This window comes from Mycolicibacter kumamotonensis, from assembly GCF_002086285.1.
GTDB lineage: Bacteria > Actinomycetota > Actinomycetes > Mycobacteriales > Mycobacteriaceae > Mycobacterium > Mycobacterium kumamotonense.
The window spans coordinates 22,396-42,053 of sequence record NZ_MVHU01000012.1 but is presented as its reverse complement, the minus strand read 5'-3'; the positions used below and the strand labels follow the sequence as shown (position 1 = coordinate 42,053).

Sequence of the window (19,658 nt, the reverse complement as noted above, 5' to 3'; positions counted from 1 at the left end):
CGTTCACTCGTCGCTGCTTCGGCCCCTGGTCAGCGCCGTCAGGTAGTAGGACATCAGATAGAAAGCGGCGAACAGGCCGGCTGAGGAGATCGTCGCGATGACGAACTGCACGGTTTGTCGTTGCGCTAGAGGGTATTCGTTTACCGATTCAATGAATCCCAGTGCGACGCCGAATAAACCGAGGAGTATGAAAATGGATGCGAAAACTATTCGATCGTGTCCGTCGTTCAATAAGGCGTGACCGTGGAGCAGTGAACCCGTGATGGAAGCGTCAAAGACCAACCATAGTCCGGCAATAAACCACCACAGCCCACGTGCGGTCGCGAGCCAGTCTTCGAGGCCGAGTCGCCGACGATTGACCCCTGGCGAAACCCGCGCCCCGTCCACGTCGGCATTCGTATCGGAAGAGGTAAACGCGTAAATTTTGCCCCGAATCCGGATGTAGGGCGTGTAGTAGAACGCGGACCACACCATTACGCCTAACATGAACGCAGCGACACCCAACCCCAGCTTGATTTTCGGATAGGCAGCTAGGAATGCCAGCACCGCGGACAGAACTGCGAGCGACCAATAGATCTGACGCTTCGGTGGCAGAGGTATCGTCAGAAATCCCACAACGATTTGGGCAGCGATACACGCAACCACACCGATGACGAAACCGTTACCCACGCTAATACCCCAACACCTTATCTACTGCTCCTTGGCCCAGTATTGAGCCGCCGATCATTCCACCGGCGACCGCGAAGGGTACGGCAATTTCGGGCGCGACCAAGAAGGACACCAGTAATCCGGCGGTCCATGCTCCGGTCGCACCGCCTGCCCAACGGCCGCCGAACTCCGCTGCGCCCTGCGTGAGCGAGACCTTTCCGCTAACCACATCCATCACGGTGAGTGCGCCATCGAGCGCGGTGGCCGCGCGCCCGAGACTCTTACCGAACTTCGTCAGCGCTTCGGCGTCCGCTTTAGCGAAGGCGTTTGGGTCGACGCTGTGACGCACGGGGGAGACCGCCACGCCGTGTGTCTCCAATCCTTTGCCGACGCTGCCGGATGCATTGGACAGTTGGTTGAAGAACTCCCTGGGCGGCATCCCGTTCTCGATGGCGGTGATGGCCTGCTGGACACCTGCGGCGGAGACGCCGCTACTGCGGAGACGGTCGGCGAAGCCGTTGAGCGCGAACGCGCGGGCGGCCGCTTCGGCGTCGTCGAGGGCCCGGGTGGCCTGGTCTGCGGTCATTGGCGAAAGGTCAGGGATTAGCGATCCGGATTCCAGGCGGCGTTGCAGGTCCACCCGGTTGGCGGCATTGCTCCGCGCGTCACCGCCCAGCACCGGGTCTATCGGCAGCGGTCCGATGAAGGTGGCCATGCGGTAGTCGTCGAGGCGTTCGCCGGCCAGGTGCCGGGCCTCGGGATCGGCGGCCGGATCGGTGGCGGTGGCGTAGTCCCGCAGCCGCGCGGCGGCGGCGGCCTTCTCCGGGGTCATCTGTCCGGGGCGATCCACCAGCGCTTGGTCGTGTTCACGCTGGGTGACGCCGTAGGCGTCGGCGGCGTGATCGGTCTGCTGGCCTTGGTTCGGTTGGCCGTCGCCGTCGTAGCCGTGCAAGGGCGCCGGGTCGTAGCCGTCGGAGAGCAGTTTGCTGGTGGCGTCTTGCAAGACCGCTGCGTAGTCGTCGCGGAGCTTTTCGAGCTGATGCAGGATACCGGCGGTGTCGTCGATGGCGACCTGCTCCAACCCGGCGGTGTCGATCTGCGCGGACTGGTACATCCCGATGCGGTTGTCGATGTCTTGGAGCTGGATCTGCAGGGCGTTGATCTTCGCGGCTGCCGCTTTCTGGGCCTCGGCCAGGGCGGCGGCGATGTTTTCCAGATCGGTACCGATGGTGGTGAGTTGGGATTGCTGAAGGTGCAATCGCTCGGTGGCGCGCTGGACTTCGGCGGAGTCGTTGATCGGATGCTCACCGTTCTCCCGGTTCCAGGCCGCGTGAAAGCGTTGGCGGGCTTGGGCGAAGGCCGCACTGGATTCGGCGGTGCATAATCCGGCGTCGTGGAATGCCCGCGCCAGCTCGTCGACGACGGCCGGGTTGCCGCTTTGCAGGGTGTTGTTGACCTGCCACGGGTCGCCGCCGGCGGCGTCGATCAGCAGCGCCAGGTTTATGTGTTGGAGGTGCACCGCACCGCACGAAGCTGGGCCGCGTTGTGCTGATCCATGCCGGTGAACTCGCGCGCGGCACGGTGCGCCTTGTCGCCGACCTCGGCCAGGGTGCGGCGGTGGTCTGTGAGGGCGGTGATGTGCTCGGCGTGGGCCGTGGATAACGCGCCGTGGAAGACATCGGCGGCGCCGAAGCTGCCGAAAATGCCCGCCGCCACGAAGGTCTGGCCCAACCGCGCCGCCCCGGCCTGAGCATGCGCGCTGGCGCCATGGGTATCCGTCGCGCCCGAACGCAGCATCGCCGGATCGACAAACACTCCCAACCCCTTTCAGGTCAGTCATCGACAACTCTGGCAGCCGGCCCCGCCAGCGTCAATTCACCCGGCGATAATCCGGCGGCCGCCGGACTGCCCGCCGGTAGGCTCAACGCCATGTCATCGGCCACGACACCCGCCGCACTGAGCGGCTATGAGGCGCGATGGCAGCAGCACAACGCCGAACGTCGCACCCAGATCCTGCGCGCGGCGGTGCAGGTGATCGAGGACAGTCCGCCCGGCGCCGATATCTCGGTGCAGGCCATCGCCAAACGCGCCGGTGTCGCCAAGTCGGTCATCTACCGGCAGTTCAGCGGCAAGGACGAATTGGAGCGCCGGATCCGCTCCTATCTGGTCGACGACTTCGCCGCGGTACTCGATGCCAAGCTCGACGTGTCCACCGGTTCGCTGAGGGAGATCCTCAACCGCTCGGTGCTGGCGGTCGCGGACTGGATGGTCGACCATCAGCGGCTGAACGAATTCGCCCGCCGTGGACCGACTTTGGAGGGCTCACGGGACGCCACCGAGGAACTCAAGCGTCGCATCGCGCTGCGCGGGGCCGACATCATCTCCTCGGTCGCCGAGGCGATCGGGGTGGGCGGCGAGGTTTTCGAGTCCGTGCCGTTCGTGGTCGTCACCATGGTGGACGCGACGTTGGCCAGCTGGTTATCGGAGTCCCCGCCGACCCGATCCCGTTCCCAGATGGCTGAAACGCTGGCCGACATCATCTGGTACATCCTCGACGGCGCGGCTCGCTCGATCGGGCTGGTGCTGGATCCGGACGAGGAGCTCACGGCGGTTGTCGAGGCCCTGAGACGGCCCTGACGCAGCTCCCTCAGGCGGCGTGGGCCCGGTCGGGCTCACCGCGGTAGCGGGCGCGCGGGCCGTCGATGCGCAGCAACCGCCAGGCCAGCCGGCTGGCCCGGTTGTTCAGTCCCAATTCGTCGGAGAGGGCCCGCATTTCACCGAAGTAGCCGGCCAGGATCCGGCGAGACGCCGGCCCCCGCCAGAACGCCGCGCGCATCACCTCCGGCGGAATCCCGAACTGCTCGGCGAATGACTTCGGCGGTGCCATGATCTCCCCGGCCAGCCAGCGCATCGCCAGCGGAAACAGCACGCTGATGATCCGTCGTCGCCGGGGTGTCATCGTCGGCACATGGACCTTGAGGAACTCGTTGGCGAACGAGATGTGGCGTGCCTCTTCCGCGATATGAATCTGCATGGTCCGCAGCACGGCCGGCGGCAGGCCGGCGCCCTCGCGGATCAGCGCCTTCTGGAAGTGGTCGATCGGTTCCTCGCCGGCCAGGATGCCGATGACGAAGATGATCGGGTAGCGGCCGCCGACCAGCCCGATATAGGGGGAGAAGCGGCGGAATCGGCGCTTCATGCCCGGCACATCGACACCGATCCGGTTCACCAGCTCCTGGAACATCTGGATGTGGTTGCACTCCTCGGTCATCTCGTGCAGGCGGTAGCGGAATTCCGGTGAGCCATTGGGCAGCTTCATGATGTAGGCCATCAGCCCGCGGATCAGAATGCTTTCGAAGGCCGCGCCCACCTTGATCGAGTTGGCCATGCGCCAGCGGCCGATCTCGATCTGCCGCTCCAGCGGCTGAGCCTGATACCACCGGGTCGCGCCGAGTGAATCGGCCCGGGGTGAAAGCACCCAGCGGGGATCGTGCGGATCGATCGCCATCTCCGGGGCGTCCCACCCGACGTCGGTGAACGGGTCGAAGTGCCGGCGGACCGATCCCTCGGAGAGGACCTGCAAGGCTTGGGTGTAGTCGGTAGAGGTCATCGTCAACTCCTGGGGGACAGCGTTTTTCACAGGGCGCGCGCGATGATTTCCTTCATGATCTCGTTGGTGCCGGCGTAGATCTTCTGAACGCGCTGGTCGGTCCACATCCGCGAGATCGGGTATTCGGTCATGTATCCGTAGCCGCCGAACAGCTGCAGGCACTCGTCCGCGACGGCCATCGCCCGGTCGGTGGTCCACCACTTGGCCATCGCCACGGTGGGAATGTCGAGTTCGCCGCGGATGTGCTGTTCGATGCACTCGTCGATGAACACCCGGGCGATCTTGGCCTCGGTGGCGACCTCGGCCAGCTTGAACTTGGTGTTCTGGAAACCGAAGATGGGCCGGCCGAAGGCCTGACGTTCCTTGGTGTAGCGCAACGTGTGCTCGAGTGCGGTCTCCATGCCGGCCACCGAACCGACCGCGATGATCAGTCGTTCCTGCGGCAGCTGCTGCATGAGCTGGATGAACCCCTGGCCTTCGACGGTGCCGAGCAGGTTCGACACCGGGACGCGCACGTCGTCGAAGAACAGCTCGGAGGTGTCCTGGCCGCGCTGCCCGATCTTGTCCAGCGACCTGCCGCGCCGGAAGCCGGGGCGATCGGCCTCGACCAGCACCAGGGAGATGCCGCCGGCGCCTTCATTGGTATCGGTCTTGACCACCGTGATGATCAGATCCGCCTGCTGGCCATTGGTGATGAAGGTCTTCGATCCGTTGACCACGTATTCGTCGCCGTCACGGATCGCGCGGGCCTTGACGTTCTGCAGGTCCGATCCGGTGCCCGGCTCGGTCATCGCGATGGCGCCGACGACCTCGCCGCTGGCCATCCTCGGCAGCCAGGACTTCTTCTGTTCCTCGGTGCCGTAGGCCAGCAGGTAGTGGGCGACGATCGTGCTGTGCACGCTCACGCCCCATGAGGTGTCGCAGGCACGCGCCTGCTCCTCGATCAGCACCGCTTCGTGGGCGAAGCTGCCGCCGCCCCCGCCGTATTCCTCCGGGATGGACAGGCACAGCAACCCCAGCTCGCCGGCTTTGTTCCACAGGTCGCGATCGACTTGGTGCTGGCCGATGAACTTCTCGGTTGGGTGCGATTTCCTTCTCGCAGAAGGCGCGGGCCAACTCGCGCAGCGCGTCGAGGTCATCGTTCATCCAGGTGGAGCGGCGGTTGGACAAGGCAGATTCCCTATCTGGAGGTCTTCGAGATTTACCGAGACGTGCGGTCCCATCAAACTCGTTCAACGTACTCGACCGCAGCGGCGGGATCAAGAGAATCGGTTCGTTCCCAAACAGAACCTGTGAGGAAACTTGACGCCAGGTCGGGGCAGACCTACAGTTACGCTACCGTCAATAGAAAAAGAATGACGGTTTCAAACAAGGGAGAATTTTCATGAAGTTCCGTGCACTGGGTGTGGCGGTAGGTGGCGCTGCGGCAGCGGCGTTCCTGGCGGCCGGGACTGCCAACGCCGATACGGCCGAAACGCCGGCGCCGACGTGGACGCCGGTCTACCAGATCGACACCGCGGAGGTCCTCCAGCAGGCGAACTCGTTCATCAACACGTGGGCCGTCGGGTCCACCTTCGTCAACGCCGACACCACGCTGGTAGGAACCACGTACCTCACGCCGTCGACGGGTGGGCTCAACACCCTGTTCATCGACGAGGCCACCAAGGACGTCTACAACCAGAATCAGTTGGGTCTGGGATTCACCAACCTGTATTACGACGCCGCCGGTGACGGCAAGGACGTCGTCGACATCCTGAAGACGCCGTTCGGCAACATCGACATGTCCTCGATGGCGTCGTTGTTCGCCCCTGCCGACGTGTCGACGCTGATCGAGGTCTCGCCGGAGAATGCGCTGGAGAGCGCCGGGCTGTACAGCGCGCTGAACCTGGCGTATGGCGAGGACCTTCCGGAGAACCTGACCTGGACTCCGGTGTACGGCGCCGATGACGCGCAGTTGCTCGTCGACCAGGACCCGTTCTCGCAGACCTGGAAGCTGAATGCCACCTTCGTTCCCAGTGAGGGCGACACGCTGGTGGGCACCAACTACCTCACGGAGTCGCTGTTCGGCGCCGGGATCAACGACGTGTTCGTCACCGACGATGGAGACGTCTACGCCCAGAACCAGCTGGGCTTCGGCTTCACCAACCTCTACTACAACGCCGCCGGTGACGACACTGCCGCCGTCGACTTCCTCAAGACGCCGTTCGGCAACTTCGATATGTCGTGGGCGGCGTCGTGGTTCGCGCCGGCCGACTACTCCGACGTCGACGTGATCACGCCCGACGCCGACCTGGCAGCCGCCGGTCTGTACAGCGCGCTCGACCTCGGCCTGCCCACGCCGGACGCGTAACCGACCACAACAGCACGCACGAATGCCCCGGTTCGCCGGGGCATTTCGTGTTGGTCGGATGCCTCACCGCACCACTTCTCGCTGGACGGAATCGATTCGCCGGGTCCAGCCGCGGGCGTCGAGATACTCCAGCAGCGGGATCATCACGCGGCGGGTGGTGGCCAACGCCTGGCGGGCCTGGCTGGCCGTGAACGGCTGATCCAGTCGGGCCAGCTCGCGCATCGCCAGCGCGGGTGCACTGGGCAACAGCACCAGCCCGTCACGCAGACGCAGCAGCCGCCCGGCTCGTTCGGCCGCAGCCAGCTCGCGGGTGCGCAGCTGCAGGGCGGCGAGGTCGTCGGCGTCCGGCGCGCGGAACGGATCGGCGGCCAGGCGCGATTCCAGCTCGGCGACCGCGGCTTCAGCCGGGCCGAGATCGGTGCGTCGGCCTGGCAGCTGGATCAGCCCGTTGTGCTGCTCCAGCCCCGCGCTGCGCACCACATCATCGAGCAGGACGGGATCGGGAAGCTCCAGCAGGTCGACGGCCGCGCCCCGGGATAGCCCGGCGGCCAACGGATCTCGCCTTTTCAGTTCCTGCAGCGCGGCTTGCAGCCGTTCCCGCCAGGCCTCGTGGGCCGGGGCGTGCACCCACCAGTCGCCGACCACCCGGACCCCGGCGGGCACCGTTGGGCATTCGCAGCCCAGCATGCGCAGTCCCTGTTGGGTCACCGCACCGCGGCGCGCCACCTCGGCGCGCGCCCGGGCGACGTCGTCGTCGGGATCGAGATCGGCCAGGGCGGCGGTTCGCCGGGCCGCGTCGCCGCGCCGTCGCAGGGCAGGCGGGTCGGCGTCGAGCACCAGCACCCCGCCCAGCACCCTGCGGTTGCCGGGATGGCGCAGCACCAGCCGGTCCCCGGTGACCAGCGGCAGCGGGTGCTCCAGCGTGAGCCGGGCGTGATCGTCGTCGAATCGCCGCAGTCGCACGGGGATCGCCGCCGTCCCGATATGCGCCATGACCCGTTCCGGGACCGCACCCAGCGCCGCCCCGCTGCGTCGCCGCACGTCGATCACGCCGGTGCTGCGCCACCTGTCCGGCGTTGTCAGCGTGGCACCGCGATGCACCTCGTCGACGGCGACACCGCGCAGGTTTACCGCGACCCGGGCCACCGGCCCCACCGTCGACAGCGGCTCCCCACAGCACTGCAGGCCGCGGATCACCACCGGCACCGGGCGGTTCCCGCCGAGCAGGTCCAGATGGTCGCCGCGCGCCAGCGTGCCGGCGGTCAGCGTGCCGGTCACCACCGTCCCGGCGCCGCTGATCGGGAACGCCCGGTCCACCCACAGCCGCACTCGGTCGCCGGCTCGGGGCGACGGGATGCCGGCCAGTACGTCGTCGAGGACGGTTCGCAGCTCCGGCAGGCCGGTGCCGTCGACCGCGGACACGGCGACGATCGGGGCATCACGCAGGCCGGTCCGGGCCAGTTCGCTCCGGGCTTGATCCGACACGTCGGCGATCCGGCGATCGGCGGCCCGGTCGATCCGGGTCACAACGACCAGACCGTGGGAGATGCCCAGGGCGGCAACGGCATCGCGGTGATCGTCGGATTGCGCCCGCCAGCCTTCGTCGGCGGCGACCACGAAGCACACCACCGGTGCGGGACCGAGTCCGGCCAGCGTGTTGGGCAGAAACCGTTCGTGGCCCGGCACGTCGACGAAGGCCACCTGCCGGCCCGATGTCAGCCTGGTCCAGGCGAAGCCCAAATCGATGGTGAGCCCGCGCCGGCGCTCCTCGGCCCACCGGTCGGGTTCCATGCCGGTGAGTGCGTGGACCAGGGTGGACTTGCCGTGGTCGACATGGCCGGCGGTGGCGACGACGAACACGCTCAGTCGATCCGGTCGAGGGCGGCGCGCACCGCGGCCAGCAACCGCTCATCGTCGGCTTCGGGCACACAGCGCAGATCGAGCAGGCAGGCGCCGTCGTGCAACCGGGGCAGCACCGCGGGATCCCCGGCGCGCAACCGGGCCGCGGCCGCCTCGGGCAGCCGGACCGCCCAGCCCGCCAGCGGCACTCCGGGGGCACCTCCGCCACCGACCCGACCGTCGTGGGCGATGACTCCGGCCCCGACCGCGGCCGCCAACCGTTCGGTGCGGGCGCGCAATCGGTCGGGGTCGGCGTGCAGCGCCTGTGTCACCGGGGGAGCGGGGCCGGCCACCGTGGCCTCGAGCGCGGCCAGCGTCAGTTTGTCCGCGCGTACGGCGCGGGCCAACGGGTGACGGGCCAGGCGGGTGATGACCTCGGTGCGGCCCAGCGCCAGCCCGGCCTGCGGCCCGCCGAGCAGCTTGTCGCCGCTGCCGGTGACCACGTCGGCGCCGTCGGCGAGCGCGGTGGCGGCATCGGGTTCGCCGGGCAGCAGCGGGTCGGGAGCCAACAGGCCACTGCCCAGATCGGCCACCAGCGGCACGTCGTGTTCGCTTGCCAGCGGCCGCAATTCAGCCAAGTCGACGGCGGCGGTGAAGCCGTGGACGGCGAAGTTGCTGGGATGCACCTTGAGGATGCAGCCGGTCTGCGGTCCGAGGGCGTCGGCGTAGTCGTGCAGGTGGGTGCGGTTGGTGGTGCCCACCTCACGCAGCGTCGCACCGGTGGATGCGATCAGATCCGGCAGCCGGAAGCCGGCACCGATCTCGATCAGCTCGCCCCGGCTGACCACCACCTCCCGGCCGGCCGCCAGCGCGGTGGTGGCCAGCACCAAAGCGGCCGCGCCGTTGTTGACCACCAGTGCGTCCTCGGCGGCCGGGCAGGCGGCCAGCAGTGCCGCCCGGGCGGCGACACCACGTTTGGACCGGGCGCCGGTGGCCAGGTCCAGTTCGACGTCCACGTAACCGCTGGCCGCCACCAGCGCCGCGACCGCCGCACCCGACAGGGGTGCTCGACCGAGGTTGGTGTGGACCACCACCCCGGTGGCATTGAGCACCGGCCGCAGCGTGGTCCCGCAACCATCCGAGATACCCTCCAACACAGTGGATTCCACCAGCTCAGGGCTCAGCTCACCGCGCCGCGCCCGGTCCTGGGCGTCACGCACCAGGGCGCGGACGACGTGATCACCCAGCCGGGTGCGCGCCGCGAGCACAGCGGGCAGTGCCAGCAGGGCGTCGGTGCGCGGAATGCCGCGCCGCGGATCGGTCAGGCTCACTGCGCCTCCTGTCGGATGGCGGAGGCGGACGGGAATCGAACCCGCCAGGCCGAGCTGCTCGGCCTCACCGGTTTTGAAGACCGGGGAGCCCACCAGGACCCAAACGCCTCCGCGGATCAACCTAGCCCGGCGACGATGCGGGCGAGGGACGAGCCCGTTGAGGAGGCGGGCGATCGGGACCAGCCGGCGACGATGCGGGCGAGGGACGAGCCCGTTGAGGAGGCGGGCGATCGGGACCAGCCGGCGACGATGCGGGCGAGGGACGAGCCCGTTGAGGAGGCGGGCGATCGGGACCAGCCGGCGACGATGCGGGCGAGGGACGAGCCCGTTGAGGAGGCGGGCGATCGGGACCAGCCGGCGACGATGCGGGCGAGGGACGAGCCCGTTGAGGAGGCGGGCGATCGGGACCAGCCGGCGACGATGCGGGCGAGGGACGAGCCCGTTGAGGAGGCGGTGTGATTAGCCTGGACCGATGACCCCAGAGACCGTCCGGCTCACCGGCTACGCGCGTGGCGGCGGCTGCGCCTGCAAGATCCCACCGGGCGAACTGGAGGATGCGGTGCGCGGCCTGACCGGTCAGGCGCGCGACAACGTGGTGGTCGGGCTCGACGACGGCGACGACGCGGCCGCGGTGCTGGTGCGCGACGACCTCGCGGTGCTGTCCACCGCGGACTTCTTCACCCCCGTCGTCGATGACGCCTACGACTGGGGCCGGATCGCCGCCGCCAACGCGCTCTCGGACATCTACGCGATGGGCGGGACACCTGTGGTGGCGATCAACCTGGTCGGCTGGCCGCGGGAGACCCTTCCCATGGAGTTGATGACCGAGGTGCTGCGCGGCGGGCTGGCGGTGGCCGAGCAGGCGGGCTGCCCGGTGATCGGCGGACACTCCATCGACGACCCCGAACCCAAGTACGGCATGGCCGTCACCGGGGTGGCCGATCCGAAAAAGCTGCTGCGCAACGATGCCGCCTCGCCGGGACTGCCGCTGACGCTGACCAAACCGATCGGCGTCGGGCTGCTCAACAACCGGCACAAGCGCACCGGCGAGGTGTGCGCCGAGGCGGTGTCGGTGATGATCGGGCTCAACCGGGCCGCCGCGCAGGCCGCCGTGACGGCCGGGATCCGGGCAGCCACCGACGTCACCGGCTTCGGGCTGCTCGGCCACCTCTACAAGATGTGCCGGGCCTCGGGGGTGGGCGCGGTGATCGACCGTGGCGCGGTGCCGCTGATCGACGGTGCGGCCGAGGCACTGCGCGACGGGTTCGTCTCCGGAGGCACCCGGCGCAACCTGGACTGGGTACGCCCGAGCCTGCGTCCCGGGCCCGGGATCAGCGAGGACGACCTGCTGCTGCTGGCCGACGCGCAGACCTCCGGCGGTCTCTTGATAGTCGGCGAACTTCCCGGGTACCCGGTGATCGGGCATACCGTGGCGGGCAGCGGAATCGAGGTGCGATGAGCCCGTTCAAGGTCGGCGACCACGTGCGGTGGAATTCCGAAGCCGGACATGTCAGCGGGCGGATCACCAAGGTCCACACCAAAGACACCGACTACAAGGGGCACCGCCGGCACTGCACGCCGGAGGACCCGCAGTACGAGATCAAAAGCGACAAGACCGATCACATCGCCATGCACAAGGGGTCGGCGCTGGAGAAGCTGAAGGATTAGCCCGCCGTGGTGATCGAATCGCCGGTGATGCCCGCCGCCCGTCGTGCCGCCAGGCGGCGTTTCTGCGGCTCGATCGTGTAGCGCGGGTCCTTCGCCGACTCGATGCCGGCCTCGAATACCCCGAAGCGGGTCAGCGCGGACGCTGCCAGCAGCGCCAGCCCCGACACGGCCGCCACCGCCCGGTTCCGCCCGCCCAGCAGCGTCCCGATTCCGCCGGCCACAGCCAGCCGTTCGCTGGCCCACAGCATCGCCCCGGCGCGGCCCCGATGCAGCGGTTCGGCGGCGATCGGGTCCATCCGGTGCGCCATGGCGCGGGTCGCGATCACATCGCCGAGCACCCCGAGCACCGCCAGCCGTCGCGCCGGTCCGGCCTCGTCCACCGGCGTGGTCAGGATCGCCAGCCCCCCGGAGGCCAGGCTCGCCGAACTGACGAACACGAACGGCAGGTCGCGGTGCGCGCCGTGCCAGGTCGGGGTGGCGGTGTCGCCCAGCAACACCGCGGTGTAGACGGCCAGTGGTGCCGCGAACACGGCGGCCTCCAAGCCGGCCGGAGCCTCCGCGGCCCGCAGCACGCCGCGCAGCGGGCCCAGCGGTAACCGCCGGCCGGTCATCCGATCCAGCTCCGCCGCGGCGGCCACCGCGGTGCCCGCACCGAACCCCGACAGGATCCAGGAGCCCAGGCTCATCGGTGAGGTCAGCTTGATGGTGCGCAGCATGTTGACGAAGCGTTCCGGGCGACCGAGGTCGCTGATCAGGGCCGCCGCGCTCAACACGATCGCCACCAGCGCCGCCAGCCGCGAATTGCGCCGCAACACGTTCCGGCCGGTGAGCTGGGCGCCGGCGGCCAGCAGGCCCGAGCCGCCCGCCAGTCCGCCGAGGAACAGGTACGCGGCGATCTCGTGCGACCACGGCGCGGGCTTGACCACCGGGCGCCCGTAGTAGGAGGTGAACTGCACGTCGGGCACCATCGGCATCTCTCGGCCACCGTCCCCACCGCCGCGGCGCCGGCGTCTGCCGCCGCGCCGCGGACCATCCGGCACGGTGCTCACGGGCGTCCCAAGAACGCGAGCGCGGCGGCGGCCAGCATTCCGGCCGCGGCCAGCGCCGACCGCTTGAACATCGTCGGCAGGTCCGCGGTGCCCACCCGCGGGTCCGGTGGCAGGCCGTAGACCTCCGGCTCGTCGAGCAGCAGGAAAATCGACCCGGTGCCGCCGACCCCGTCGTGTTCATTGGCGCCGTAGAGCCGGGCTTCGGTGCGGCCCTGCGCGTGCAGCCGGGCCACCCGCCGGCGGGCGTCGGCGACGAGCTCGTCGTGGTCGCCGAACTTGATCGATTCGGTCGGGCAGGTCTTGGCGCACGCCGGGATCTCGCCGTCGACCAGCCGGTCGTAGCACATGGTGCACTTCTGGGCTATGCCGGAGTTGCGCACCCCGGGGGCTTGGCCGCGGGCGGTCTTCGGTGCCGCGGTGCCGTCGGTGCGGCGCTCGATCACCCCGAACGGGCACGCCGGCACGCAGTTGCCGCAGCCGTTGCAGACGTCGTCTTGCACCACGACCGTGCCGAACTCGGTGCGAAAAAGCGCGCCCGTCGGGCAGACATCCAGACACCCGGCGTGCGTGCAGTGCTTGCACACGTCCGAGGACATCAGCCAGCGGAACTGATCGGTGTCCGGAGGTGCGGTATCTTCTTCGCTGCCAGGCATTTTCGGCATGCCCAGGCTGATCAGCTGCCGGCCCGACTCACGAGCCTCCTCGATCGCGTCGCGGCCCTGCTCGATGAACGCGACGTGTCGCCAGGTGTTGGCGCCCAGCGCACCGGTGTTGTCGTAGGACGACCCGAGCAGCTCCAGCTCGCCGTCGGCCGGGTTGTGATTCCATTCCTTGCAGGCCACCTCGCAGGCCTTGCAGCCGATGCAGATCGAGGTGTCGGTGAGGAAACCCTTGCGCGGGTGTGGCGACGGCCACCGGGCGTCGGCAGTGGGGTCGGTCGGTCCGGACAGTTGGCCCATCAGTCCCGCCTTTCCGGGTCGATAGCGGTGTTGCCGGTCTCCGGTGTTGTGCCGGAACGGCTTTGGTACTCGGCGATCAGGCGCAGCAGTTCCTCGCCGTGCGGGCGCCGGCCGGGCCGGATGTCGCATGACCCGGCCTTGGATTCCTGGATCTGCACGTTGGGGTCAAGGGTCACCCCGAGCAGGTCGTTGGCGGCGTCCCCGCTGACCACGGCGTCGCCGCCGACTCCCCAGTGGTAGGGCAACCCGATCTGGTGCACGGTGTGCCCGCCCACGATCAGCGGTGTCATCCGGTCGGTCACCAGCACCCGCGCCTCGATCGCCGCCCGCGGCGAGATGATGGTGGCCCAGCCGTAGTTCTCCAGACCCCGTTCGGCGGCCAGGGCCGGCGAGACCTCGCAGAACATCTCCGGTTGCAGCTCGGCCAGATACGGCAGCCAGCGGCTCATCCCGCCGGCGGTGTGGTGCTCGGTGAGCCGGTAGGTGGTGAACACGTACGGGTAGACATCGGCGCCCGGCTCCCCGGCGCTCGGAGCCGAAAGATTGTCCTTGCGGGGGAACGTGATTCGGGCTGGGTTGCGCTGCTGGCGATAGACCGCGTTGGCGATCGGCGACTCCTGCGGCTCGTAGTGGGTGGGCAGCGGGCCGTCCACCAGCCCTTTCGGGGCGAACAGCCAGCCCTTGCCGTCGGGCTGCATGATGAACGGGTCGTCGCCGGCCAACGCATCCGGACCTCCCGAGGCCGGATCCGGTCGAGCACCCGGCGCGCGGTCGATCACGAAGTCGGGCACATCATGGCCGGTCCAGCGGCCGGCCTGCGCATCCCACCAGACGTAGCGTTTGCGTTCGCTCCACGGCACTCCGTCCGGGTCGGCCGACGCACGGTTGTAGAGGATCCGCCTGTCGGCCGGCCAGGCCCAGCCCCATTCGGACTGGTTCGGGCTCGGCCCGCCGCGCGGCACCCGGCGGGCGGCCTGGTTGACGCCGTCGGCGTACACCCCGCAATAGATCCAGCAGCCGCCGGCGGTGGATCCGTCGGCGCGCAGCTCGGTGAAGGACGACAGCGGCGCGCCCGCGTCGTCGCCGGTGAGCTGATGGCCGTTGATCTCGGCCAGCACGAACTCCGGGTCGGGGTCCCCGTGCTCATCGACCGGGTAATCCCAGACCAGGTCCAACAGCGGGCGGTCCCGCGGATCGGTGGAGCCGGCGAGCTTGGCGCGGATGCGGTTGCCGAGCGTGATGAAGAATTGCAGTTCGCTGATGCAGTCTCCCGGTGGGGCGACGGCCTGATGCCGCCATTGCAGCAGCCGCTGGGTCTGGGTGAACGTCCCGGCCTTCTCGACATGGCTGGCCGCGGGCAGGAAGAACACCTCGGTCTCGATGTCTTCGGTGCGAAGCTCGCCGGAGGCGATCTCGGGCCCGTCCTTCCACCAGGTCGCGGACTCGATCAGGTTCAGGTCCCGCACCACCAACCACTTCAGGTGCGACATGCCCAACCGTTGCTGACGGCCGTTGGCCGAACCGACCGCCGGGTTCTGGCCGAGCAGGAAATAGCCCTCCACCTCGTCGGCCAGCATTCCGGTCACGGCCTGATAGGTGCCGTGTGGGCCGGTCAGCTTCGGCAGGTAGTGATAAGCCCAGTCGTTGTCGGCGGTCGCCGAGTCACCCCACCACGCCTTGAGCAGGCTGACCAGATACGCGTCGGCATTGGCCCAAAACCCCTTCTGGCTCTTGGAGCCGACGCGGTCCAGGTACTGCTCCAAGGTGTCGTCGCGCCCGGCCTTGGGCATCGGCAGGTAGCCGGGCAGCAAGTCGTAGAGCGTCGGGATATCGGTGGAGCCCTGAATGCTGGCATGCCCCCGCAGCGCCATGACGCCGCCGCCGGGCCGGCCCACATTGCCCAGCAGCAGCTGCAGGATCGCCGCGGTGCGGATGTACTGCGCGCCCAGGGTGTGCTGCGTCCAGCCCACCGCGTATGCGAAACAGGTGGTGCGTTCGCGTCCCGAGTTCTCGGTGACCGCGCGGGCCAGGTAGTCGAACATCGCGGTGTCGATACCGCAGACGTCGCGAACCATCTCCGGTGTGTAGCGCGCGTAGTGCCGTTTGAGGATCTGGAACACCGTGCGCGGGTGGGTCAGGGTTTCGTCGCGCTGCACCCGGGCGTGCTCGAGCGGCGCTCCGGCGGCACCGAGTGTCTCACCGGCTGAGCGCCCCGATGCGCTGACGCCGTGTTCGTGTCCCCCGCCGGGCGAGCCGATGTCGTCCCCGTCGGCGTCCGCACTCTGGTAGGCCCAACTCGACGGGTCGTAGTGCCCGGTCTGCGGATCGAACCCGGAGAACAGCCCACCCAGGTCCTCGGTGTCGCGGAAGTCCTCACTGATCAGCGTTGCGGCATTGGTGTAGGCCAGCACGTACTCACGGAACCACAGGTCGTGGGTGAGCACGTGGTTGATCAGCGCACCCAGCAGCACCACGTCGGAGCCGGCCCGGATCGGAATGTGCTTGTCGCACACCGCCGAGGTGCGGGTGAACCGCGGATCGACGTGGATCACGGTGGCGCCCAGGCTCCTGGCTTCTTCGACCCACTGGAAACCCACCGGATGGCACTCGGCCATGTTGGAGCCCTGGATGACGATGCAGTCGGCATTCGCCATGTCTTGCAGGGTTTGCGTCGCGCCACCGCGACCGAAGGAGGCTCCCAGACCGGGAACCGTGGCGGAGTGTCAAATACGAGCTTGGTTGTCGATCTGTATCGCGCCGGCAGCGGTGAAGAGCTTCTTGATGATGTAGTTCTCTTCGTTGTCCAGCGTGGCGCCGCCCAGCGAGGCGATCCCCATGGTGCGCCGCAGCGGCCGGCCGTCGTCGTCGGTGTCCTGCCACTTGTTCCGGCGTGACGCGATGAACCGGTCTGCCACCATGTCGATCGCGGTATCCAGCTCCAGCGGCTGCCACCGGGTGGCCCGGGGCGCCCGGTAGAGCACGGTGATCTGGCGGCCCGGTGAGTTGACCAACTGTTCGCTGGCCGCACCCTTGGGGCACAGCCGTCCGCGGGAGATCGGCGAGTCCGGGTCGCCCTCGATCTGCACCACCTTCTCGTCCTTGACGTAGACGCGCTGGCCGCAGCCGACCGCGCAATACGGGCAGACGCTGCTCACCACCCGGTCGGCGGTCGCGGTGCGCGGAGCGATGCCACGGGTCTGGTCGGAGGTGACCGCCGGGCCGCGGCCGAACACGTCGCCGGTGCGCAGTTGCCGGATTACCGGCCACTCCAGGAATTTTCGCTGAACCATCCCTGCAGCGTAGTCCCGTGGCCCCGATGCGAGGCGCTGTTGCGCGGCAACCGGGCGCGGCGCAGAACCCGACCCGCGATGATGGAGCGATGAGTCGGATAACGCAGCGTCGGCGGGTCAGCCACCTTGCCGCAGGGGATGCGACGCAGCGGTCCGAGACGCTGGCGGTCGAGGAGCCGCTGGAAATCCGGTTGGGCGGTGTTCCGTTGACGGTCACCATGCGCACGCCCGGATCGGATATCGAGCTGGCGCAGGGTTTTCTGCTCACCGAGGGCATCATCACCGGGCGCGATGACGTGCTCACCGCGCGATACTGCGCCCAGCCGGACGGAACCAACACCTACAACGTGCTGGACGTGACCCTGGCCCCGAACGTACCGCCGCCCGCGGTCGACGTCACCCGAAACTTCTACACCACCTCGTCCTGCGGCATCTGCGGCAAAGCCTCATTGGAAGCGGTGCGGCTTGCCAGCCGCTACGCCCCGGGGGACGACCCGGTTCGCCTTACCGCGGCGGCACTGACGGCGATGCCCGACCAGTTGCGGGCCGCCCAGGACGTCTTCGCCACCACCGGTGGCCTGCATGCCGCGGCGCTGTTTGACTTCGCCGACGGCGGCACCATGCGGGCGGTTCGCGAGGACGTCGGCCGGCACAACGCCGTCGACAAGGTGATCGGGTGGGCACTCGAACACGGCCACGTGCCGCTGGCCGGCAGCGTGCTGCTGGTCAGTGGCCGCGCCTCGTTCGAGCTGACCCAGAAGGCGGTGATGGCCGGGGTTCCGGTGCTGGCCGCGCTGTCGGCCCCGTCGTCGCTGGCGGTGGACTTGGCCGTCGAATCGGGATTGACCCTGGTGGCGTTTCTGCGGGGCGCTTCGATGAACGTCTATAGCCGGTCCGACCGCATCGTCGGCTGACAAATCCGCAATCGCGGGTATATCGCCGGTGAATTATTCGCAGATCCTGTTACATTCCGGACAATTCGTCCTCTGTTATTGACCGAACCTCCTTGCCCGGGCGTACCGTCGTGGAGTGCCGCAGTGGCGCTGCGACGACGCGGCCGCGACGGGTCGCGGCCCGGGAACCGGACCGGCACGGTTCACGACTAACCGGTAGGAGAGAAGGGAGTGCGGTGATGAGTATGTTGGATGCCCATATTCCGCAGTTGGTGGCGTCGGAGTCGGCGTTTGGGGCCAAGGCGGCGTTGATGCGGTCGACGATGGCGCAGGCTGAGCAGGCGGCGTTGTCGGCGCAGGCGTTTCACGTGGGTGAGGCGGCGGCGGCGTTTCAGGGGTCGCATGCGCGGTTTGTGGCGATGGCGGCGCGGGTGAATGCGTTGCTGGATATGGCGCAGGCGAATCTGGCGGATGCCGGTAGCACCTATGTGGCTGCTGATGCGGCTGCTGCGTCGGGTTACACCGGGGTTTAGGGAGGAGCAGTCTGATGTCGCAGATTATGTATAACTACCCGGCGATGTTGGCCCATGCGGCTGAGATGAATGGGTATGCGGGCACGTTGCAGGCGGTGGGTGCGGATATCGCCAGTGAGCAGGCGGCGTTGTCGGCGGCGTGGCAGGGCGATACGGGGATGACGTATCAGGCGTGGCAGGCGCAGTGGAATCAGGCGATGGAGGAGTTGGTGCGGGCCTATCACGCGATGGCGACCACGCATGAGACCAACACCTTGATGATGAACGCCCGCGACACCGCCGAAGCCGCCAAGTGGGGCTGAGCGGGCGGGGAGCGCGGTTCCTCGGGGGATTCCACGCTGGTTACGGCGGCGTAGGGTCACTGGAATGCCTGTAATGCGTAGTGAAGGTGATAGCTGGGACATCAACACCAGCGTCGGTTCGACCGCCTTGTTCGTGGCCACCGCCAGGGCCCTGGAGGCCCGTAAACCCGAACCGTTGGCGGTCGATCCCTATGCCGAGTTGTTCTGCCGGGCGGCCGGCGGGGACTGGGCGGCCGTGATCGAGGGCAACCTGCCGGGTCATCAATTGTTGACCAGTGATTTCGGGGAGCACTTCGTCAATTTCCAGGGCGCGCGCACGCGCTACTTCGACGACTACTTCCGCCGCGCCGTCGAGGCCGGGGTGCGCCAGGTGGTCATCCTGGCGGCGGGGCTGGACTCCCGCGCCTACCGGTTGTCTTGGCCGGACGGGACGACGATCTTCGAGCTGGACCAGCCCCAGGTGCTCGCGTACAAGAGCTACGTGCTCTCGCAGCGCGGCATCAGGCCGGGGGCGCAGCGCCGGGAGGTCGCCGTCGACCTGCGTGAAGATTGGCCGCAGGCGCTCCGCGACAGTGGCTTCGACCCCGAGCAGCCCTCGGCGTGGATCGCCGAGGGATTACTGATCTATCTTCCGGCCGAGGCGCAGGCCCAGTTATTCACCGGCATCGACAACCTCGCCGCGCCCGGCAGCCACGTCGCCGTCGAGGACGGCGCCCCCTTGCCGGCGGAGGCGTTCCAGGCCGCGGTGGAGGCAGAAGTCGCGGCTGGCGACGACAGCCGCATCTTCCATCGACTGGTCTACAACGAGCGCTGCGCCCCCGCCGATGAGTGGTTCGGCGCACGGGGCTGGACCGCGGTCGCGACGCCGCTGGCGGACTACCTGCGCGAGCTGGGCCGTCCGGTTCCGGATCCGGACACCGAGGCGGGTCTGATGATCGCGCGCAACTCGCTGGTCCGGGCCGTCAAAGGGTAGCGACCGCCGGGAATGCCGACCGCCGTCGCCAACGAGGCCCGGGTGCGGTAACGTGCCACTGCAATCGAAAATGATTTTCAATAAGGAGCGAGGAATGGGTTGGAACGATTTCGGCGCGTTTGTGCCGGGTCTACCTGCCGCCGAAGCGCGAAGCGCGGTGATGGAAGCCACTCGACGATCGTCTGGACCCACCTCGACAGTTAGCTTATGCAA

At 68.3% G+C, this 19,658-nt stretch carries 18 protein-coding genes, 1 tRNA gene and 1 pseudogene; 9 read left to right on the top strand and 11 right to left on the bottom strand.

Annotation, left to right across the window (positions count from 1 at the left end; translation table 11 throughout):
- Positions 1-3: 3 nt before the first annotated feature.
- From BST28_RS10225 to BST28_RS10215, 3 genes are read right to left on the bottom strand one after another with little or no spacing between them, the layout of a single operon-like run.
- Positions 4-669, bottom strand: coding sequence for a hypothetical protein (locus BST28_RS10225; RefSeq protein WP_133054291.1), 666 nt, complete (start codon positions 667-669; stop codon positions 4-6).
- Position 670: 1 nt separating this feature from the next.
- The gene (locus tag BST28_RS10220; RefSeq protein ID WP_065287913.1) at positions 671-2,167 is read right to left on the bottom strand and encodes a putative alpha/beta hydrolase; all 1,497 of its coding nucleotides are present in this window, start codon (positions 2,165-2,167) and stop codon (positions 671-673) included.
- On the bottom strand, positions 2,149-2,463 hold the full coding sequence (locus BST28_RS10215; protein WP_065287912.1) for a DUF2563 family protein: 315 nt from the start codon (positions 2,461-2,463) through the stop codon (positions 2,149-2,151). Before BST28_RS10215 ends, BST28_RS10220 begins: the two co-directional genes overlap by 19 nt.
- A 114-nt stretch (positions 2,464-2,577) precedes the next feature.
- On the opposite strand from BST28_RS10215, the gene BST28_RS10210 reads away from it, so the two are divergent.
- Entirely contained in the window at positions 2,578-3,285 is a 708-nt protein-coding gene (locus BST28_RS10210) for a TetR/AcrR family transcriptional regulator (protein ID WP_019738913.1), read from the top strand.
- Positions 3,286-3,295: 10 nt separating this feature from the next.
- Here the strand turns inward: BST28_RS10210 and BST28_RS10205 are convergent, their stop codons facing one another.
- Both BST28_RS10205 and BST28_RS10200 read right to left on the bottom strand, forming a co-directional pair.
- On the bottom strand, positions 3,296-4,258 hold the full coding sequence (locus BST28_RS10205; protein ID WP_083080898.1) for an AurF N-oxygenase family protein: 963 nt from the start codon (positions 4,256-4,258) through the stop codon (positions 3,296-3,298).
- A 26-nt stretch (positions 4,259-4,284) separates the two neighbouring features.
- Positions 4,285-5,404 (bottom strand): annotated as a pseudogene (locus BST28_RS10200) (acyl-CoA dehydrogenase family protein).
- Positions 5,405-5,642: 238 nt separating this feature from the next.
- On the opposite strand from BST28_RS10200, the gene BST28_RS10195 reads away from it, so the two are divergent.
- The gene (locus tag BST28_RS10195; protein ID WP_083080895.1) at positions 5,643-6,608 is read left to right on the top strand and encodes a hypothetical protein; all 966 of its coding nucleotides are present in this window, start codon (positions 5,643-5,645) and stop codon (positions 6,606-6,608) included.
- A 63-nt stretch (positions 6,609-6,671) separates the two neighbouring features.
- On the opposite strand, the gene selB is transcribed toward BST28_RS10195, so the two are convergent.
- The 3 genes from selB to BST28_RS10180 all read right to left on the bottom strand — a co-directional run bounded on the left by selB (position 6,672) and on the right by BST28_RS10180 (position 9,889).
- On the bottom strand, positions 6,672-8,468 hold the full coding sequence (gene selB, locus BST28_RS10190) for a selenocysteine-specific translation elongation factor (RefSeq protein WP_083080892.1): 1,797 nt from the start codon (positions 8,466-8,468) through the stop codon (positions 6,672-6,674).
- 2 nt (positions 8,469-8,470) lie between these two features.
- The gene (gene selA / locus BST28_RS10185; protein WP_083080890.1) at positions 8,471-9,778 is read right to left on the bottom strand and encodes an L-seryl-tRNA(Sec) selenium transferase; all 1,308 of its coding nucleotides are present in this window, start codon (positions 9,776-9,778) and stop codon (positions 8,471-8,473) included.
- A 16-nt stretch (positions 9,779-9,794) separates the two neighbouring features.
- A tRNA-Sec gene (locus BST28_RS10180) sits at positions 9,795-9,889 on the bottom strand.
- 24 nt (positions 9,890-9,913) lie between these two features.
- On the opposite strand from BST28_RS10180, the gene BST28_RS10175 reads away from it, so the two are divergent.
- The 3 genes from BST28_RS10175 to BST28_RS10165 are packed head-to-tail and all read left to right on the top strand — an operon-like array spanning position 9,914 to position 11,446.
- Entirely contained in the window at positions 9,914-10,237 is a 324-nt protein-coding gene (locus BST28_RS10175) for a hypothetical protein (protein WP_083080887.1), read from the top strand.
- Positions 10,238-10,250: 13 nt separating this feature from the next.
- Positions 10,251-11,237 carry a selenide, water dikinase SelD gene (gene selD / locus BST28_RS10170; protein ID WP_083080884.1) on the top strand — a complete coding sequence of 329 codons (987 nt, stop codon included), beginning with the start codon at positions 10,251-10,253 and terminating at the stop codon, positions 11,235-11,237.
- A complete protein-coding gene (locus BST28_RS10165) occupies positions 11,234-11,446 on the top strand; it encodes a hypervirulence associated TUDOR domain-containing protein (protein ID WP_083080882.1) in 213 nt (70 codons plus the stop codon). Before selD ends, BST28_RS10165 begins: the two co-directional genes overlap by 4 nt.
- Here BST28_RS10165 and nrfD read toward each other — a convergent pair.
- From nrfD to fdh, 3 genes are read right to left on the bottom strand one after another with little or no spacing between them, the layout of a single operon-like run.
- Positions 11,443-12,495: an NrfD/PsrC family molybdoenzyme membrane anchor subunit gene (nrfD, locus tag BST28_RS10160; RefSeq protein WP_083080881.1), complete on the bottom strand. Its 1,053-nt coding sequence runs from the start codon at positions 12,493-12,495 to the stop codon at positions 11,443-11,445. The two genes, BST28_RS10165 and nrfD, sit on opposite strands and share 4 nt — an antisense overlap.
- Positions 12,492-13,454: a 4Fe-4S dicluster domain-containing protein gene (locus BST28_RS10155; RefSeq protein ID WP_083080880.1), complete on the bottom strand. Its 963-nt coding sequence runs from the start codon at positions 13,452-13,454 to the stop codon at positions 12,492-12,494. Before BST28_RS10155 ends, nrfD begins: the two co-directional genes overlap by 4 nt.
- The gene (fdh, locus tag BST28_RS10150) at positions 13,454-16,744 is read right to left on the bottom strand and encodes a formate dehydrogenase (RefSeq protein WP_234808247.1); all 3,291 of its coding nucleotides are present in this window, start codon (positions 16,742-16,744) and stop codon (positions 13,454-13,456) included. The genes BST28_RS10155 and fdh overlap by 1 nt, the downstream gene beginning before the upstream one ends.
- A gap of 89 nt (positions 16,745-16,833) precedes the next feature.
- Here fdh and fdhD point away from each other — a divergent pair, with 89 nt between their 5' ends.
- The 4 genes from fdhD to BST28_RS10125 all read left to right on the top strand — a co-directional run bounded on the left by fdhD (position 16,834) and on the right by BST28_RS10125 (position 19,445).
- Entirely contained in the window at positions 16,834-17,658 is an 825-nt protein-coding gene (gene fdhD / locus BST28_RS10140; protein WP_065287902.1) for a formate dehydrogenase accessory sulfurtransferase FdhD, read from the top strand.
- Between the two features lie 218 nt (positions 17,659-17,876).
- The gene (locus BST28_RS10135; RefSeq protein ID WP_019738936.1) at positions 17,877-18,170 is read left to right on the top strand and encodes a hypothetical protein; all 294 of its coding nucleotides are present in this window, start codon (positions 17,877-17,879) and stop codon (positions 18,168-18,170) included.
- Between the two features lie 14 nt (positions 18,171-18,184).
- On the top strand, positions 18,185-18,472 hold the full coding sequence (locus BST28_RS10130; protein ID WP_019738935.1) for a WXG100 family type VII secretion target: 288 nt from the start codon (positions 18,185-18,187) through the stop codon (positions 18,470-18,472).
- A 73-nt stretch (positions 18,473-18,545) separates the two neighbouring features.
- Complete coding sequence (locus tag BST28_RS10125; RefSeq protein ID WP_083080878.1) at positions 18,546-19,445, top strand: class I SAM-dependent methyltransferase; 900 nt, start codon at positions 18,546-18,548, stop codon at positions 19,443-19,445.
- Positions 19,446-19,658: the final 213 nt, after the last annotated feature.

Excerpts from the sequence above, each read along its gene's own strand:
- BST28_RS10135 (WP_019738936.1), top strand. The coding sequence starts at position 17,877 with ATGAGTATGTTGGATGCCCATATTCCGCAGTTGGTGGCGTCGGAGTCG.
- BST28_RS10130 (WP_019738935.1), top strand. The coding sequence starts at position 18,185 with ATGTCGCAGATTATGTATAACTACCCGGCGATGTTGGCCCATGCGGCT.
- BST28_RS10195 (WP_083080895.1), top strand. The coding sequence starts at position 5,643 with ATGAAGTTCCGTGCACTGGGTGTGGCGGTAGGTGGCGCTGCGGCAGCG.
- selD (WP_083080884.1), top strand. The coding sequence starts at position 10,251 with ATGACCCCAGAGACCGTCCGGCTCACCGGCTACGCGCGTGGCGGCGGC.
- BST28_RS10125 (WP_083080878.1), top strand. The coding sequence starts at position 18,546 with ATGCGTAGTGAAGGTGATAGCTGGGACATCAACACCAGCGTCGGTTCG.
- BST28_RS10165 (WP_083080882.1), top strand. The coding sequence starts at position 11,234 with ATGAGCCCGTTCAAGGTCGGCGACCACGTGCGGTGGAATTCCGAAGCC.
- BST28_RS10210 (WP_019738913.1), top strand. The coding sequence starts at position 2,578 with ATGTCATCGGCCACGACACCCGCCGCACTGAGCGGCTATGAGGCGCGA.
- BST28_RS10175 (WP_083080887.1), top strand. The coding sequence starts at position 9,914 with ATGCGGGCGAGGGACGAGCCCGTTGAGGAGGCGGGCGATCGGGACCAG.
- fdhD (WP_065287902.1), top strand. The coding sequence starts at position 16,834 with ATGAGTCGGATAACGCAGCGTCGGCGGGTCAGCCACCTTGCCGCAGGG.
- BST28_RS10205 (WP_083080898.1), bottom strand. The coding sequence starts at position 4,258 with ATGACCTCTACCGACTACACCCAAGCCTTGCAGGTCCTCTCCGAGGGA.
- BST28_RS10155 (WP_083080880.1), bottom strand. The coding sequence starts at position 13,454 with ATGGGCCAACTGTCCGGACCGACCGACCCCACTGCCGACGCCCGGTGG.